Here is a 15,783-nt window from a genome sequence, read left to right as displayed (position 1 = left end):
CTTAAGGTTAATCGGCTAAACGCGCCAGCAATAAATCACCCGATGAGGAGACTGCGCTTATGCGCGCCTCTCGACCTTGCGCCTGATATTCAATGTGTATTTCGACGTCCGGGTCTGGCAGTACACCTTTACCTTGTTGCGGCCATTCCACCAGACAGATGGCGTCATTGGCAAAATAATCGCGGATCCCCATAAATTCCAGCTCCTCTGGGTCCGCAAGTCGGTACAGATCGAAGTGATATACCATCAAATTATCGAGCGAATAGGGTTCAACCAGCGTATAGGTGGGGCTTTTTACATTTCCTTTGTGACCTAACGCCTGCAGGAATCCCCGGCTGAAAGTGGTTTTACCCGCCCCCAGGTCGCCGTACAAATAAATTACCGTCGCGCCATCACAGGCTTTGGCTACCCGCAGTCCCAGGTCTAAAGTCGCCTGCTCATCAGGTAGTGGAATTACTCGATTCATCATGATAAACGTCAATCACATCAGGGTTAACAATACGCTGTAGCGTGGTAAAGAGATCTGTCGCCAGCATGCCGCGCGTACCATAACGCGCCGCCAGCACATCCGCCGCCGCACCGTGCGCGACACATCCCGCACATGCCGCATCATACGGGGTTAGCTTCTGTCCGAGCAATGCGCCAATAATACCGGAAAGCACATCACCCATTCCGCCGCTGGCCATTCCAGCATTGCCGGTATCAATAATACCCAATTCGGCCTGTTCGGCAGCAACAACCGTACCCGCGCCTTTCAGCACGACGACGCCTCCGTACCGTTTTACCAGACGTTGTGCACAAAGTAATCGATCGTCTTCAATTTCTGCAATGGAACAGCCCAGAAGTCGCGCGGCTTCACCAGGATGCGGCGTGATCACGCGATTGTGACGTTTATCGGGGTTGATTGCCAGCAGGTTCAACGCATCCGCATCCCAGAGCATCGGTTTGCGAAAATTCACTACCTTCTGCAGCGCTTTTTTACCCCATTCCTGCTGACCAAGCCCTGGTCCTATTACCACAACATCCGCCCACGCCAGGCTCTCCTCCAGAGTCTGCGGCGTCAGCGCATCGACCATCAGTTCCGGTCTGGCAGTCAGAATAGGCGCAATATTTTCACTACGGGTCAGCACTTTAACCAGCCCGGCTCCTGCACGCAGCGCCGCTTCACCGGCCATGCGTATTGCGCCAGCCGTGCCGTGGTCACCACCGATGATCACCAGCCGACCGTGGGAGCCTTTGTGCGAGGTGGGTCGACGCGGCGTTAACCAGTGTACAAGCTGTTGAGCATCAAACCGTTGCAGCGGCGCGTTCTGCCCCGCCAGCCAGTCGTCCAGACCGAGTGCGTTAACATGCAGGCGTCCGGTGACATCGCGCGCTTTACCGGTTAGCAGACCAGGCTTCAACGCAATAAAGGTCACGGTGTGCGCCGCATTGATAACCGCGCCCGGCGCCGCGCCCGTCTGCGCCAGCAGGCCGGATGGAATGTCTATCGCCACGACAGGGGCAGGATGGTGATTGGCACGTTCGATCAATGCCGAGAGAGGCTCATGCGGCGCGTGTTTTAAGCCCGTGCCTGACAGCGCATCAATAATGACGTCCACGCGATCTGGCCAATTGATATCCGCAGCATGAATGACGCCACCGGCGTTAAGCCAGGCGTCGCGCGCCTGCTGTGCTTCCTCGGGGAGCGCTTTATCACTCTCCTGCGCCAGCAACGTAATATCAAGCCCCTGAGCTTTGGCAAGCCTTGCCACCACGTAACCATCACCACCGTTGTTGCCATGACCACATAGCACCAGCCAGTGCTGAGTGTTTGGATATGTCTCGCGGGTGACCTGAAACGCCGCCTCTCCCGCCCGTTGCATCAGCTCGTACAACGTCAGTCCTAAACTGTCTGCCGCCTCTCGCTCCATCCGCCTGATGTCATCGGCGTGCCAAATGGAGTGTGGTATACTTGCGGGGTTTTTCTTCATTGTATGGTCCGTCATGTCAGAGCCCCTCGATCTCAATCAGTTAGCGCAAAATATTAAGCAGTGGGGGCTGGAGCTTGGCTTTCAGCAGGTCGGTATTGCCGATACCGACCTCAGCGAAGCGGAGCCCAAACTGCAGGCCTGGCTGGATAAACACTATCACGGCGAGATGGACTGGATGGCCCGTCACGGCATGATGCGCGCCCGACCTCACGAATTATTATCCGGTACGCTACGTGTCATCAGCGTACGTATGAACTATCTTCCTGCCAATGCGGCCTTTGCCAGCACGTTGAAAAACCCCTCTCTGGGTTACGTCAGCCGTTACGCGCTTGGGCGTGACTACCATAAACTGCTGCGTAACCGCTTAAAAAAGCTGGGAGAGAGGATTCAACAGCACTGCGTTTCGCTGAATTTTAGACCTTTTGTCGATTCTGCGCCCATTCTTGAGCGTCCATTAGCGGAAAAAGCCGGGCTTGGCTGGACAGGTAAGCACTCACTTATCCTCAATCGCGAAGCTGGTTCATTTTTCTTCCTCGGGGAATTACTGATCGATTTGCCCCTGCCGGTCGACAACCCAGTAGAAGAAGGATGCGGGAAATGCGTCGCCTGTATGACCATCTGTCCCACCGGGGCCATCGTTGAACCCTACACGGTAGATGCGCGCCGCTGTATCTCTTATCTCACTATCGAACTGGAAGGCGCGATCCCGGAAGAATTTCGTCCCCTGTTGGGGAATCGAATTTACGGCTGCGATGATTGCCAGCTCATTTGCCCGTGGAACCGATACTCGCAGTTGACGACAGAGGATGACTTCAACCCACGCAAACAACTTCATGCTCCAGAGTTAATAGAGCTGTTTAGCTGGAGCGAAGCGTGGTTTTTAAAAGTCACGGAGGGGTCTGCTATTCGTCGTATTGGTCACCTGCGCTGGCTGCGAAATATCGCTGTTGCGCTGGGTAATGCCCCATGGGATGAAGCCGTTATTCACGCGCTGGAAAGTCGCAGAGGTGAGCACCCACTTCTCGACGAACACATAGAGTGGGCGGTTGCTCAGCAAATCGAGAAGCGAAATGCCTGCGCAGTTGAAGTGCAGTTACCGAAGAAACAACGTTTGGTCAGGGTCATTGAAAAGGGTCTGCCGCGTGACGCTTAAGTCATCCACAGCTTGTGTATAAAAATAAAAACACATTGATATTCAAGAGGGAAAAAATCGTCAAGTGATCGCATTAACAATTTGAAATGATAATTAATTCAATATTTTCAAAGAGTTAAAATGATACTATTCACCCGACTAAGTTTTTTGCATTCCAGGAATAATACCCGAACCTGTGGATAAGTCTGTTTACAAGAGTATGTCAATGACGAAACAAAACGTCCCCAACGTATTTATTCGCTGTGGATATTTTTATTGGGGTAAGAATTTGGAGCGGGAAACGAGACTCGAACTCGCGACCCCGACCTTGGCAAGGTCGTGCTCTACCAACTGAGCTATTCCCGCTTGGGTGTGTCTGTGCTTTGTAGACATAAGCACTTTCAAATTTTGGAGCGGGAAACGAGACTCGAACTCGCGACCCCGACCTTGGCAAGGTCGTGCTCTACCAACTGAGCTATTCCCGCTTAATCTTCGTCTTTCGAACCACTACTGCGTTGGCTGCCTTCATTCGCCTAAGTTACTTACTTTAGTAAGCTCCTAAGGACTCATTCAGTTGCCGCCTTGTCGCAATTCGAAATTCTGCGATTGGTGGTCTGTGCTTTACAAGCACTTTCAAATTTTGGAGCGGGAAACGAGACTCGAACTCGCGACCCCGACCTTGGCAAGGTCGTGCTCTACCAACTGAGCTATTCCCGCAAATTTGTACTGCTTTTGCTGCTGCCGTAACGTGTAATTCTCTGTCGTTACGGGAGGCGCATTATACGAGAAATCCGTTTAGCTGCAACCCCCCTAAAAGCGATTTTTTCGTTTTTCTGTTTAAGTGCTGAATTTATCGGCAAGTCGTCTAATTTAGCGACAATCCAGCCTCAGTGCAAGCGCACAGGAACGATATTCGTAGGCCGGGTAAGCCACAGCGCCGCCCGGCAATCCACAAAATCAAAGCTTAATAAAATGTTCGCGATAGTAAGCAAGCTCAGCAACAGATTCACGAATATCGTCCATCGCCTGATGCGTTCCCTGCTTGGTGAAGCCAGCAAGAATTTCCGGCTTCCAACGACGCGCCAGCTCTTTCAACGTACTGACGTCAAGATAGCGATAATGGAAATACGCCTCCAGCTCCGGCATGTATTTAAACAGGAAACGACGATCCTGACCGATGCTATTGCCGCAGATAGGTGATTTCCCTTCTGGAACCCACTCTTTCAAAAAAGCCAGCGTAGCCAGTTCAGCTTCACGATCCCCCATGGTGCTCGCCTTCACGCGATCCACTAGCCCACTACCGGTATGCGTACGTACGTTCCAGTCATCCATTAATGCCAGCTGTTCGTCGGACTGGTGCACCGCAATTGTCGGTCCTTCAGCCAGAATATTCAGGTTGGCATCCGTCACCAGCGTGGCTATCTCAATTATGCGATCGCGCTCGGGATCCAGACCTGTCATCTCCAGATCGATCCAAATCAGGTTGTTTTCATTGGCACTCATGCTATTTTCCACCCTTCAGCGTCACATTCAGTGTGACTATATTCATCTAAAATTGCGTGTATCATAAATGTTTTGCCCATTATGGGCGACCAGGAGTCAGTCCGATTGAGTAAGAATAAACTCTCCAAAGGCCAACAGCGCCGTGTGAACGCCAATCACCAGCGTCGTCTGAAAACGTCCACGGAGAAGCCAGACTACGACGACAACCTGTTTGGCGAAACCGCTGAAGGCATCGTTATCAGCCGTTTTGGCATGCATGCCGACGTGGAATCTGCTGACGGTGAGATTCACCGCTGCAACATCCGCCGTACAATTCGCTCGCTGGTGACCGGCGATCGCGTTGTCTGGCGCCCGGGAAAAGCAGCAGCAGAAGGCGTGAATGTCAAAGGCATCGTTGAAGCGGTACACGAGCGTACCTCGGTACTGACACGTCCCGACTTTTACGACGGGGTGAAACCCATTGCCGCCAACATCAACCAGATCGTTATTGTCTCAGCCATCTTACCCGAGCTGTCACTCAATATTATCGACCGGTATCTGGTAGCCTGTGAAACGCTACACGTTGAACCGATTATCGTATTGAATAAGATCGATCTGCTGGATGACGAAGGCATGGCCTTTGTTAACGAACAGATGGATATTTATCGCCACATTGGCTATCGCGTGTTGATGGTATCAAGCCGCACTAAAGACGGCCTGAAACCGCTTGAAGAAGCATTAACCGATCGCATCAGCATTTTTGCCGGTCAGTCGGGCGTTGGTAAATCTAGCCTGCTCAATAATCTTCTCGGCCTGCAGGAAGAGATCCTGACCAACGATGTCTCCGACAACTCCGGCCTTGGACAGCACACCACCACTGCCTCTCGCCTGTATCATTTCCCGCACGGTGGCGACGTTATCGACTCCCCTGGCGTACGTGAGTTCGGGTTGTGGCATCTGGAGCCGGAACAAATCACACATGGTTTTGTCGAATTCCATGACTACCTGGGCCACTGCAAATACCGCGACTGCAAGCATGATACCGATCCAGGCTGCGCTATCCGTGAGGCCGTAGAAAAAGGGGCAATAGCTGAAACTCGGTTTGAAAATTATCACCGCATCCTGGAAAGCATGGCGCAGGTAAAAACACGTAAAAACTTTTCTGATACAGACAACTGACAACTAAGCTAAGCATCGCTAGAATCGTCCCCCTTTTTTCAGGATCCGGCCCGTATGCCGGATCGGGAACAAATTATGGCCTGGAGGCTACCTTGTTAAACTCATTTAAGCTTTCGCTACAATACATTCTGCCGAAACTATGGCTCACTCGCCTGGCGGGTTGGGGTGCGAGCAAACGAGCGGGATGGCTGACTAAACTGGTTATCGATCTGTTCGTTAAATATTACAAAGTCGATATGAAAGAGGCGCAAAAGCCGGACACCGCCAGCTATCGCACCTTTAACGACTTCTTTGTTCGCCCACTGCGCGACGACGTTCGCCCGATTAACACCGATCCAAACGTACTGGTCATGCCTGCTGACGGCGTGATTAACCAGTTAGGAAGCATCGAAGAAGACAAACTGCTGCAGGCCAAAGGGCACAGCTATACCCTTGAAGCACTGCTGGCCGGCAACTACCAGATGGCGGACAAATTCCGCAACGGTACGTTTGTGACCACTTACTTATCTCCACGCGATTACCACCGTGTACATATGCCGTGTAACGGTATCCTGCGTGAAATGATGTACGTGCCAGGCGATCTCTTCTCTGTAAATATCCTGACTGCGCAAAACGTTCCAAACCTGTTTGCACGCAACGAACGCGTAATCTGTCTGTTTGATACCGAATTTGGCCCGATGGTGCAGATTCTGGTCGGCGCGACCATCGTTGGCAGTATTGAAACCGCATGGGCTGGCACCATTACCCCACCGCGTGAAGGCGTCATCAAACGCTGGACCTGGCCGGAAGGCGAAAGCGAAGGGTCGGTGGCGCTGCTGAAAGGTCAGGAAATGGGCCGCTTTAAGCTCGGTTCCACCGTTATCAACCTGTTCGCGCCTGGCAAAGTTAACCTGGTTGAGCAGTTGCATGACCTTTCAGTGACCAAAATCGGCCAGCCAATGGCCATCTCGACCGAGACATTCGTGACGCCAGAGGCAGAACCTGCCCCGCTTGCGAAAGAAGAGATCGAAGCAGAACACGACGCCAGCCCGCTGGTTGACGACAAAAAAGACGAAAGTTAAACATAGGAATCGCTGCTGTGCGCCTGATTATCACTTTTCTGATGGCCTGGTGCCTCAGCCTGGGGGCGTACGCTGCGACGGCCCCCGATGCCAAACAACTCACCCAGGAACTGGAGCAGGCAAAAGCGGCGAAACCTGCTCAGCCAGAAACCGTCGAGGCGCTCCAGTCCGCGCTGAATTCCCTCGAGGAGCGTAAAGGTTCTCTCGAGCGTGCCCAGCAATATCAGCAGGTTATTGATAACTTCCCCAAGCTGTCCGCAACATTACGCGCGCAGCTTAGCAACCTGCGCGACGAACCGCGCAATGTGCCAACCGGACTCACCACCGATGCGTTAAACCAGGAGATCCTCCAGGTCAGCAGCCAACTGTTGGAAAAGAGTCGTCAGGCCCAGCAGGAGCAGGATCGCGCCCGGGAAATCGCCGACTCGTTAAGCCAGCTTCCTCAACAGCAAACCGATGCCCGCCGCCAGCTAAATGAGCTTGAGCGACGTATTGGTACCGCCAACTCTAATCCCGCGCAGAATCAGGCGATGCAGGCTGAATCCGCCAAACTCAAAGCCCTGGTCGATGAACTGGAGCTGGCGCAGCTTTCCGCTAATAACCGCCAGGAGCTGGCGCGTATGCGCTCAGAGCTGGCGGAAAAACAGAGCCAGCAGCTCGATACTTACCTGCAGGCTTTGCGCAACCAGCTCAACAGTCAACGTCAGCGTGAGGCAGAGCGAGCGCTGGAAAGCACCGAACTGTTGGCGGAAAACAGCGCGGGACTGCCGGAAGGTATTGTCGACCAGTTCAAGGTTAACCGCGAACTGTCTCAGGCATTAAACCAGCAGGCGCAACGTATGGACCTGGTAGCCTCGCAACAGCGTCAAGCCGCCAGCCAAACGCTGCAGGTGCGCCAGGCATTGAATACGCTGCGAGAGCAGTCTCAGTGGCTTGGGGTCTCAAATATGCTGGGAGAAGCGCTGCGCGCGCAGGTATCCCGTTTACCGGAAATGCCCAAGCCTCAGCAGTTGGATACCGAAATGGCGCAGCTTCGCGTGCACCGTATGCGCTATGAGGATCTCCTCAACAAACAGCCGCAGTTGCGTCAGATTCATCAGGCCGATGGACAACCGCTGACCGCTGAACAGAGCAGCATTCTCAACGCCCAGTTACGCACCCAACGTGAGCTGCTGAACTCTTTGTTACAGGGTGGCGATACGCTGATCCTTGAGCTGACCAAGCTCAAAGTCTCTAATAGCCAACTGGAAGATGCGCTAAAAGAGGTCAACGAAGCAACGCACCGTTATCTGTTCTGGACGTCGGACGTTAGCCCCATCTCCCTCTCCTGGCCTGTCGACATCGTCCAGGATCTGCGGCGTCTGATCTCATTAGATACGTTTAATCAGTTGGGCAAAGCCAGCATCATGATGCTGACCAGCAAAGAAACGCTGCTGCCGCTTTTCGCGGCATTGGTGCTGGTTGGCTTTAGCCTCTCTTCGCGCAAACACTTCACCCGTTTTCTGGAGCGTTCATCTGCCCGGGTCGGGAAAGTCACCCAGGACCACTTCTGGCTGACGATACGCACGGTGTTCTGGTCGATACTCGTCGCTTCTCCGTTGCCGGTGCTGTGGGCAACGCTCGGTTACGGATTGCAGGAAGCCTGGCCTTATCCATTGGCTGTCGCTATCGGGGATGGCGTTACCGCCACGGTGCCCATGCTGTGGGCAGTAATGATTTGCGCCACCTTTGCGCGCCCCAACGGTCTGTTCATTGCCCACTTTGGCTGGCCGCGTAACCGCGTCGCGAAAGCCATGCACTATTACCTGATGAGTATCGGGCTGATTGTGCCGCTGATCATGGCGGTGATTATGTTTGATAATCTCAATGACCGGGAATTCTCCGCCTCACTGGGGCGTCTGTGCTTTATTCTGATTTGCGGTGCGCTGGCGGTCGTGACCCTGAGCCTGAAACGCGCCGGAATACCGCTGTACCTCGATAAAGAAGGCAACAGCGATAACATGGTCAACAGCATGCTGTGGAATATGCTGATGGGCGCACCGCTGATTGCCATTCTCGCTGCGGCAGTGGGCTATCTCGCCACGTCGCAAGCTTTATTGGCGCGTCTGGAAACGTCCGTAGCTATCTGGTTCTTGTTACTGGTGGTGTATCACGTTATCCGCCGCTGGATGCTGATCCAGCGCCGCCGGCTGGCGTTTGACCGCGCCAAGCATCGACGTGCCGAAATGCTGGCGCAGCGCGCACGGGGTGAAGAAGAACCAGCGCATTCCACCAGCCTTGAAGGCACGATTGATGTTGATGAAAGCGAAGTGGATCTGGATGCTATCAGCGCGCAATCACTGCGCCTGGTGCGCTCTATCCTGATGCTTATCGCCCTGCTCTCGGTCATTGTGCTGTGGTCAGAAATTCATTCCGCTTTCGGCTTCCTGGAAAATATCTCGTTGTGGGATGTCACCTCCACGGTGCAGGGTGTGGAAAGTTTAGAGCCGATAACGCTGGGTGCAGTGCTTATCGCAATCCTGGTGTTTATCATCACTACCCAATTAGTGCGCAACCTGCCCGCGCTGCTGGAGTTGGCGCTGCTGCAACATCTCGATTTAACCCCCGGCACCGGTTACGCCATCACCACCATCACCAAGTACCTGCTGATGCTGATTGGCGGTCTGGTGGGCTTCTCAATGATCGGTATTGAGTGGTCCAAACTGCAATGGCTGGTAGCGGCTCTCGGTGTCGGTCTGGGCTTTGGTTTGCAGGAGATCTTCGCCAACTTTATTTCCGGCCTGATTATCCTCTTTGAAAAACCAATCCGCATTGGCGACACAGTGACGATTCGCGATCTTACCGGTAGCGTGACGAAAATTAATACCCGCGCCACGACCATCAGCGACTGGGACCGCAAAGAGATCATCGTGCCCAACAAAGCCTTTATCACCGAGCAGTTTATCAACTGGTCGTTATCGGATTCGGTCACCCGTGTGGTATTAACCATCCCGGCACCGTCGGAGGCTAACAGCGAGGAGGTTACGCAGATCCTCCTTACTGCCGCACAACGCTGCTCGCTGGTTATCGATAACCCGGCGCCAGAAGTCTTCCTGGTTGACCTGCAGCAAGGGATTCAAATCTTCGAACTGCGTATTTATGCCGCTGAGATGGGGCATCGTATGCCGCTGCGCCACGAAATCCACCAGCTGATTCTGGCTGGCTTCCGTGAGCACGGTATCGATATGCCGTTCCCACCGTTCCAGATGCGTCTGGAGAGCCTCGGCGGTAAGCAAACGGGAAGAACCTTAAGTTCTGCGGGCAGAAGCAGTCGCCCGGCGGGGAGTTTGTAAACAAAAATGATGCCGGATGGCAGCTTCGCCGAATCCGGCCTACGAAGAATCATTTTTGTAGGCCGGATTCAGCAGGAAGTTTACTCCACCGCCCACTCAGGCTCGTTGGCCGTGCGGCGGCTGTAGTTCTGATAAATCGCCATTGCCAACAGCGAGAAGAAGATCGGGCCTCCGGTCATCCACAATGCGCTGTTCCAGTCCCCTGCTTCAATCACCGGCTGGATGATGGTGAACACATTGGCAAACGTCACCACCAGCACAACCACCGATGTGGCCAGTAACGTCGCCGCTCGGGTTTTAAAGACAACAAACGGTCTTTCCAGGCCCGTACGGGCTTTAAAGAACGGAAACGCCAGCGCGAGGAACAGATACGGCAGCGTCATCGAGACGTTCGCCATCAGCGTCAGTTTGTTATAGAACGCTGAAGCCGTATCGCCGCCAAACGAAACCAGCAGGATAAACAGGCTCACCAGCAGGCACTGCAACCACATTGCCGTCGTCGGCATCCCCACGGCATTCAGTTTGGTCATCGGCGCTGGCCACAGCGCCTTCGGCGTTCCCTGAATAATCGCTTTCAGTGGCGAATAGCTGAGCGTGAAAAAAGCGCCGGTATAAGCGAGAAACATAGAAAGCCCGGTGATACGCGCGAACCACACCCCCGTCGTCATCGCGGTTTCAGGAGAAAGATGCAGCGCGTTACCTAACGTCATCCCGAGGCTTTTCATTAGGATATACGTTATATTGCCGAGGTTGACCGAGCTATTGCTTAATACTTGCTGCCAGTTGGTGCTAACGCCCCATAAAAATATGGCCAGTGAATAACCGACAGAAATGACAATCGCGGCAAAGACAATGCCTTTCGCAAAGTTCTTTTCTGGCTTCTCTGTTTTATCAACTAATCCACCCACGGCTTCTATTCCGCCGTATGCAAAAATGGCAAACACAACAAATGACAACATGGCCAGACCGGACTGATATCCCGGATTAGGTGAGGAGATGAAATTAATATCCTGCGCAAAGTGACCACCAGTTAATAACAAAATAGCGACACTCACTAACAACAGAACTAAATTAAGACACATTACGGCAATTCCGCCTACAGCCGTAATACGAGCAATCTTATTAATACCTCGGGAGGCCACGCAGGTTACCAGAATCATCCAACCGACGGCGAGCAACCCGACGACCTGCGTAGGCTCAAGCCCCGCAAAACGCCAGTGCTGCGTCATGTCCGCGCCAAATAAGAAGGTTGAAAAAGGTACCCAGACTTTCGCTGCGGTGCTTACCATCCATATCACATAGGAAGAAAACCACATAAACGTGCCGATAAACGCATAGCGTGGCCCAACGCTATTATTCATCCACGAATAGATTCCGCCCTCTTCTTTCCGATAGGCAGCCCCCATTTCCGCCATCATTAAAGCAAATGGGATAAAGAATAATAATGCAGAAAATATATACCACGGAATCGCGCTATACCCCATTAAATAGAATGCGGAGGGGCTATTCGCAAAACCGAAAACAGACGTAAATATCATGAGGATGAGACCTATTAGGCTCATCTTTTTTATTGTTTGGGTCATTAAACCATCCCTTACTCTGGCAAGCGTTTAACAAACGCCACTCACCGGTTGGCACTGCCCTCTTTTCAGAGTTCAGCGATAGAAAAATCAACACAGAATTGATACCTGAACGATATCAAATATCCAGGAGTAAATTGTGGCTATTAGAGGGTAAATGAAAAAATATGCTACAAAGTGGCTATTTCACCGCCACTTTGCATTGAAGGAGAGTACGTTACGCGCGATCGACGGTAAATGCGATAACCTCGGCCAGGCTCTCTGCGCCCAATGCCAGCATCACAAGACGGTCAACGCCCAGCGCCACGCCAGAGCAATCCGGCATACCCACTTTTAACGCTTCAAGCAGGTTGGTGTCGATAGGCTGCTGCGGCAAGCCACGCGCGGCACGTTTGCGGTTATCCTGTTCAAACCGCTGCTGCTGTTCGCGCGCGTCGGTCAATTCATGGAAACCATTCGCCAGCTCAATACCTTTGTAGTAAACCTCGAAACGTTCAGCCACGCGGTGATCTTCGGTACTGATTTGCGCCAGTGATGCCTGGCTGGCCGGGAAATGATACACAAACGTCGGTTTGTCTTTGCCAATATGCGGCTCAACGCCCATCGTAAACAGCAACTGCAGTAAGGTGTCCCGGTCTTCTTCGGTATCGGCGATATTACTGAGATCCAATTTCGCCGCCACTTCCCGCAGTTGGGTTTTATCAGCAGACAGCGGGTCTATCTCCAGATGGCGCTGGAAGGCTTGCTGGTAAGAGAGACTTTCCGCAGGTGAGCAGTCCAGCACCTGCTGGAGCAAATCATCCACCTCATTCATCAGGCGATACATATCGTAGTGCGGACGATACCACTCGAGCATAGTGAATTCAGGGTTATGATGACGCCCCATCTCTTCATTACGGAAGCTGCGGCACAGTTGATACACCGGGCCGCATCCTGCCACCAGCAGGCGCTTCATATGGTATTCCGGGCTGGTCATTAAATAGAGATTCATTCCCTGGGAGTGTCCAGGGCCGACGAAACGCGTTTCGAACGGGAACAGATGGATGTCCGTTACCGTTGCCTGACTCATACAAGGGGTCTCAACCTCAAGCACGCCACGATCGGCAAAAAAGCGGCGAATCTCCGCTATAATTGCTGCACGTTTTAACAGATTGGGGATGGACGCGCTCGGCTGCCAGGTTGCCGTTTCGCTCATGGTTGTTTCTCCGATTTAAGACAAGGGCACGAAGTCTACTCGTATCGCGTTAACGAGACAAATTTCGCGCGCCAATAATCCACACTGGCAATTGGATAAAAAAAGCGACATGGGGTGGTTTAGTAATTAAATTAATCAAATTCAATGATAATTCCCCCCTTTGACACGCTAAAAAAATCGAACACGTCAAATTTCCCGCACATCCCTGAGACTATACTATTGTACCTATAAAGGAGCAGTGGAAACGCGTTCATAACCTGTTTGAAGCCGATGAAGCATCTGATTTCAGGCAGGAATGAAATAACAACAATCTGGAGGAATGTCGTGCAAACCTTTCAAGCCGATCTTGCCATTATAGGCGCCGGTGGCGCGGGATTACGTGCTGCAATTGCTGCCGCACAAGCAAATCCCAACGCTAAAATCGCACTGATCTCAAAAGTGTACCCAATGCGCAGCCATACCGTTGCTGCCGAAGGCGGCTCTGCTGCTGTCGCGCAGGATCATGACAGCTTTGACTACCATTTTCACGATACGGTAGCAGGCGGAGACTGGCTGTGTGAGCAGGATGTCGTGGATTACTTTGTCCACCACTGCCCAACTGAAATGACGCAACTGGAACAATGGGGCTGCCCATGGAGCCGCCGTGAAGACGGTAGCGTCAACGTACGTCGCTTCGGCGGTATGAAAATCGAGCGTACCTGGTTTGCCGCGGATAAAACCGGCTTCCACATGTTGCATACGCTGTTCCAAACATCTTTGCAGTTCCCGCAGATTCAGCGCTTTGACGAACACTTCGTTCTGGATATCCTGGTTGATGATGGCCATGCTCGCGGCCTGGTTGCCATGAACATGATGGAAGGCACGCTGATGCAGATCCGTGCTAATGCTGTTGTGATGGCAACGGGCGGCGCAGGTCGTGTTTACCGTTACAACACCAACGGCGGCATCGTAACTGGCGACGGTATGGGCATGGCGCTGAGCCATGGCGTTCCGCTGCGTGATATGGAATTCGTTCAGTATCACCCGACGGGTCTGCCAGGCTCTGGTATCCTGATGACCGAAGGCTGCCGTGGTGAAGGCGGTATCCTGGTCAACAAAAACGGCTACCGTTATCTGCAAGACTACGGCATGGGTCCGGAAACCCCGCTGGGCGAACCGAAAAACAAATACATGGAACTCGGTCCGCGCGACAAAGTTTCTCAGGCTTTCTGGCACGAATGGCGTAAAGGTAACACCATTTCCACCCCGCGTGGCGATGTGGTTCACCTCGACCTGCGTCACCTCGGCGAGAAAAAACTGCTCGAACGTTTACCGTTCATCTGCGAACTGGCGAAAGCCTACGTGGGTGTCGATCCGGTTAAAGAGCCGATCCCGGTACGTCCTACCGCGCACTACACCATGGGCGGTATCGAAACCGATCAGCACTGTGAAACCCGCATTAAAGGTCTGTTCGCTGTGGGCGAATGTTCCTCTGTTGGTCTGCATGGCGCTAACCGTCTGGGTTCTAACTCCCTGGCGGAACTCGTGGTCTTCGGTCGTATGGCCGGTGAACAGGCTGCAGAACGTGCTGCAACGGCTGGCGCTGCAAACAGTGCCGCGCTCGATGCGCAGGTTGCTGGCGTTGAAAAACGTCTGAAAGATCTGGTTAACCAGGAAGGTAACGAAAACTGGTCTAAGATCCGTGACGAAATGGGCCTGTCCATGGAAGAAGGTTGCGGTATCTACCGTACACCGGAACTCATGCAGAAAACCGTTGATAAACTGGCGGAGCTGCAGGAACGCTTCAAGCGCGTCCGTATCACTGATACCTCCAGCGTCTTCAACACCGACCTGCTGTACACCATCGAACTGGGTCACGGTCTGAACGTTGCTGAATGTATGGCGCACTCTGCTCTGGCGCGTAAAGAATCCCGCGGCGCGCATCAGCGTCTGGATGAAGGCTGCACCGAGCGTGACGATGTGAACTTCCTCAAACACACCCTCGCCTTCCGCGATGCTGACGGCACGACTCGCCTGGAATACAGCGACGTGAAAATCACCACTCTGCCACCGGCTAAACGTGTTTACGGTGGCGAAGCGGAAGCAGCCGATAAGAAGGAGAAGGCGAATGGCTGAGATGAAAAACCTGAAAGTTGAGGTGGTGCGCTATAACCCGGAAACCGATACCGCGCCGCACAGTGCTTTCTACGAAGTTCCTTATGATGAAACCACGTCACTGCTGGATGCGTTGGGCTACATCAAGGATAACCTGGCACCGGACCTGAGCTACCGCTGGTCCTGCCGTATGGCGATCTGCGGCTCCTGCGGCATGATGGTCAACAATGTACCTAAACTGGCGTGCAAAACCTTCCTGCGTGATTACACCAACGGCATGAAGGTTGAAGCGCTGGGCAACTTCCCGATTGAGCGCGATCTGGTCGTCGACATGACGCACTTTATCGAAAGCCTGGAAGCGATCAAACCGTACATCATCGGTAACCCGCGCACACCGGATCAGGGTCCAAACACCCAGACTCCGGCGCAGATGGCGAAGTATCATCAGTTCTCCGGTTGCATCAACTGTGGTCTGTGCTACGCCGCGTGCCCGCAGTTCGGCCTGAACCCAGAGTTCATTGGACCGGCTGCGATTACGCTGGCGCATCGTTACAACGAAGATAGCCGCGACCACGGTAAGAAGGAGCGTATGGCTCAGTTGAACAGCCCGAACGGCGTCTGGTCCTGTACTTTTGTGGGCTACTGCTCCGAAGTCTGCCCGAAACACGTCGATCCGGCTGCGGCCATTCAGCAGGGTAAAGTTGAAAGTTCAAAAGACTTTCTTATCGCTACCCTGAAACCACGCTAAGGAGTGC

At 53.1% G+C, this 15,783-nt stretch carries 11 protein-coding genes and 3 tRNA genes; 6 read left to right on the top strand and 8 right to left on the bottom strand.

Features of this window, described 5'->3' with window-relative positions; genetic code table 11:
* Window positions 1-7: 7 nt before the first annotated feature.
* Window positions 8-469, bottom strand: coding sequence for a tRNA (adenosine(37)-N6)-threonylcarbamoyltransferase complex ATPase subunit type 1 TsaE (gene tsaE / locus HV229_RS02325; RefSeq protein ID WP_016151410.1), 462 nt, complete (start codon window positions 467-469; stop codon window positions 8-10).
* Window positions 441-1,988 carry a bifunctional ADP-dependent NAD(P)H-hydrate dehydratase/NAD(P)H-hydrate epimerase gene (nnr, locus tag HV229_RS02320; RefSeq protein WP_181546821.1) on the bottom strand — a complete coding sequence of 516 codons (1,548 nt, stop codon included), beginning with the start codon at window positions 1,986-1,988 and terminating at the stop codon, window positions 441-443. The genes tsaE and nnr overlap by 29 nt, the downstream gene beginning before the upstream one ends.
* Here nnr and queG point away from each other — a divergent pair.
* Window positions 1,987-3,126, top strand: coding sequence for a tRNA epoxyqueuosine(34) reductase QueG (queG, locus tag HV229_RS02315; protein ID WP_181546819.1), 1,140 nt, complete (start codon window positions 1,987-1,989; stop codon window positions 3,124-3,126). The genes nnr and queG overlap by 2 nt on opposite strands.
* 269 nt (window positions 3,127-3,395) lie before the next feature.
* Here the strand turns inward: queG and HV229_RS02310 are convergent.
* The 4 genes from HV229_RS02310 to orn all read right to left on the bottom strand — a co-directional run bounded on the left by HV229_RS02310 (window position 3,396) and on the right by orn (window position 4,608).
* Window positions 3,396-3,471 (bottom strand) — tRNA-Gly (locus HV229_RS02310).
* 43 nt (window positions 3,472-3,514) lie between these two features.
* Window positions 3,515-3,590, bottom strand: a tRNA-Gly gene (locus HV229_RS02305).
* Window positions 3,591-3,746: 156 nt separating this feature from the next.
* A tRNA-Gly gene (locus HV229_RS02300) sits at window positions 3,747-3,822 on the bottom strand.
* 240 nt (window positions 3,823-4,062) lie between these two features.
* Entirely contained in the window at window positions 4,063-4,608 is a 546-nt protein-coding gene (gene orn, locus HV229_RS02295; RefSeq protein WP_016151407.1) for an oligoribonuclease, read from the bottom strand.
* A 105-nt stretch (window positions 4,609-4,713) separates the two neighbouring features.
* On the opposite strand from orn, the gene rsgA reads away from it, so the two are divergent.
* The 3 genes from rsgA (at window position 4,714) to mscM (ending at window position 10,159) form a co-directional block, all read left to right on the top strand.
* Complete coding sequence (rsgA, locus tag HV229_RS02290; protein WP_019078196.1) at window positions 4,714-5,766, top strand: small ribosomal subunit biogenesis GTPase RsgA; 1,053 nt, start codon at window positions 4,714-4,716, stop codon at window positions 5,764-5,766.
* Window positions 5,767-5,858: 92 nt separating this feature from the next.
* Window positions 5,859-6,827, top strand: coding sequence for an archaetidylserine decarboxylase (asd, locus tag HV229_RS02285; RefSeq protein ID WP_046275843.1), 969 nt, complete (start codon window positions 5,859-5,861; stop codon window positions 6,825-6,827).
* A 17-nt stretch (window positions 6,828-6,844) separates the two neighbouring features.
* Window positions 6,845-10,159 (top strand): miniconductance mechanosensitive channel MscM, encoded by a 3,315-nt coding sequence (gene mscM, locus HV229_RS02280; protein WP_047414963.1) that lies wholly within the window; start codon window positions 6,845-6,847, stop codon window positions 10,157-10,159.
* An 80-nt stretch (window positions 10,160-10,239) separates the two neighbouring features.
* On the opposite strand, the gene yjeM is transcribed toward mscM, so the two are convergent.
* Window positions 10,240-11,742: a glutamate/gamma-aminobutyrate family transporter YjeM gene (gene yjeM / locus HV229_RS02275; RefSeq protein ID WP_046275844.1), complete on the bottom strand. Its 1,503-nt coding sequence runs from the start codon at window positions 11,740-11,742 to the stop codon at window positions 10,240-10,242.
* 214 nt (window positions 11,743-11,956) lie between these two features.
* The gene (epmA, locus tag HV229_RS02270) at window positions 11,957-12,934 is read right to left on the bottom strand and encodes an elongation factor P--(R)-beta-lysine ligase (RefSeq protein ID WP_003830517.1); all 978 of its coding nucleotides are present in this window, start codon (window positions 12,932-12,934) and stop codon (window positions 11,957-11,959) included.
* A 324-nt stretch (window positions 12,935-13,258) separates the two neighbouring features.
* Here epmA and frdA point away from each other — a divergent pair, with 324 nt between their 5' ends.
* A complete protein-coding gene (gene frdA, locus HV229_RS02265; protein ID WP_016151402.1) occupies window positions 13,259-15,049 on the top strand; it encodes a fumarate reductase (quinol) flavoprotein subunit in 1,791 nt (596 codons plus the stop codon).
* The gene (frdB, locus tag HV229_RS02260) at window positions 15,042-15,776 is read left to right on the top strand and encodes a fumarate reductase iron-sulfur protein (protein ID WP_006686291.1); all 735 of its coding nucleotides are present in this window, start codon (window positions 15,042-15,044) and stop codon (window positions 15,774-15,776) included. Before frdA ends, frdB begins: the two co-directional genes overlap by 8 nt.
* Window positions 15,777-15,783 lie beyond the last annotated feature (7 nt).

Origin of the sequence: Citrobacter sp. RHBSTW-00524, from assembly GCF_013747755.1 — a bacterium.
Classification (GTDB): Bacteria; Pseudomonadota; Gammaproteobacteria; order Enterobacterales; family Enterobacteriaceae; genus Citrobacter; species Citrobacter braakii.
The sequence above is the reverse complement of the archived record's forward strand: the minus strand, read 5'-3'. Positions and strand labels throughout refer to the sequence as shown.

What these genes read in the sequence shown, in the direction of transcription:
- tsaE (WP_016151410.1), bottom strand. Translation starts at nt 469, where the DNA reads ATGATGAATCGAGTAATTCCACTACCTGATGAGCAGGCGACTTTAGAC.
- queG (WP_181546819.1), top strand. Translation starts at nt 1,987, where the DNA reads ATGTCAGAGCCCCTCGATCTCAATCAGTTAGCGCAAAATATTAAGCAG.
- nnr (WP_181546821.1), bottom strand. Translation starts at nt 1,988, where the DNA reads ATGACGGACCATACAATGAAGAAAAACCCCGCAAGTATACCACACTCC.
- orn (WP_016151407.1), bottom strand. Translation starts at nt 4,608, where the DNA reads ATGAGTGCCAATGAAAACAACCTGATTTGGATCGATCTGGAGATGACA.
- yjeM (WP_046275844.1), bottom strand. Translation starts at nt 11,742, where the DNA reads ATGACCCAAACAATAAAAAAGATGAGCCTAATAGGTCTCATCCTCATG.
- epmA (WP_003830517.1), bottom strand. Translation starts at nt 12,934, where the DNA reads ATGAGCGAAACGGCAACCTGGCAGCCGAGCGCGTCCATCCCCAATCTG.
- frdB (WP_006686291.1), top strand. Translation starts at nt 15,042, where the DNA reads ATGGCTGAGATGAAAAACCTGAAAGTTGAGGTGGTGCGCTATAACCCG.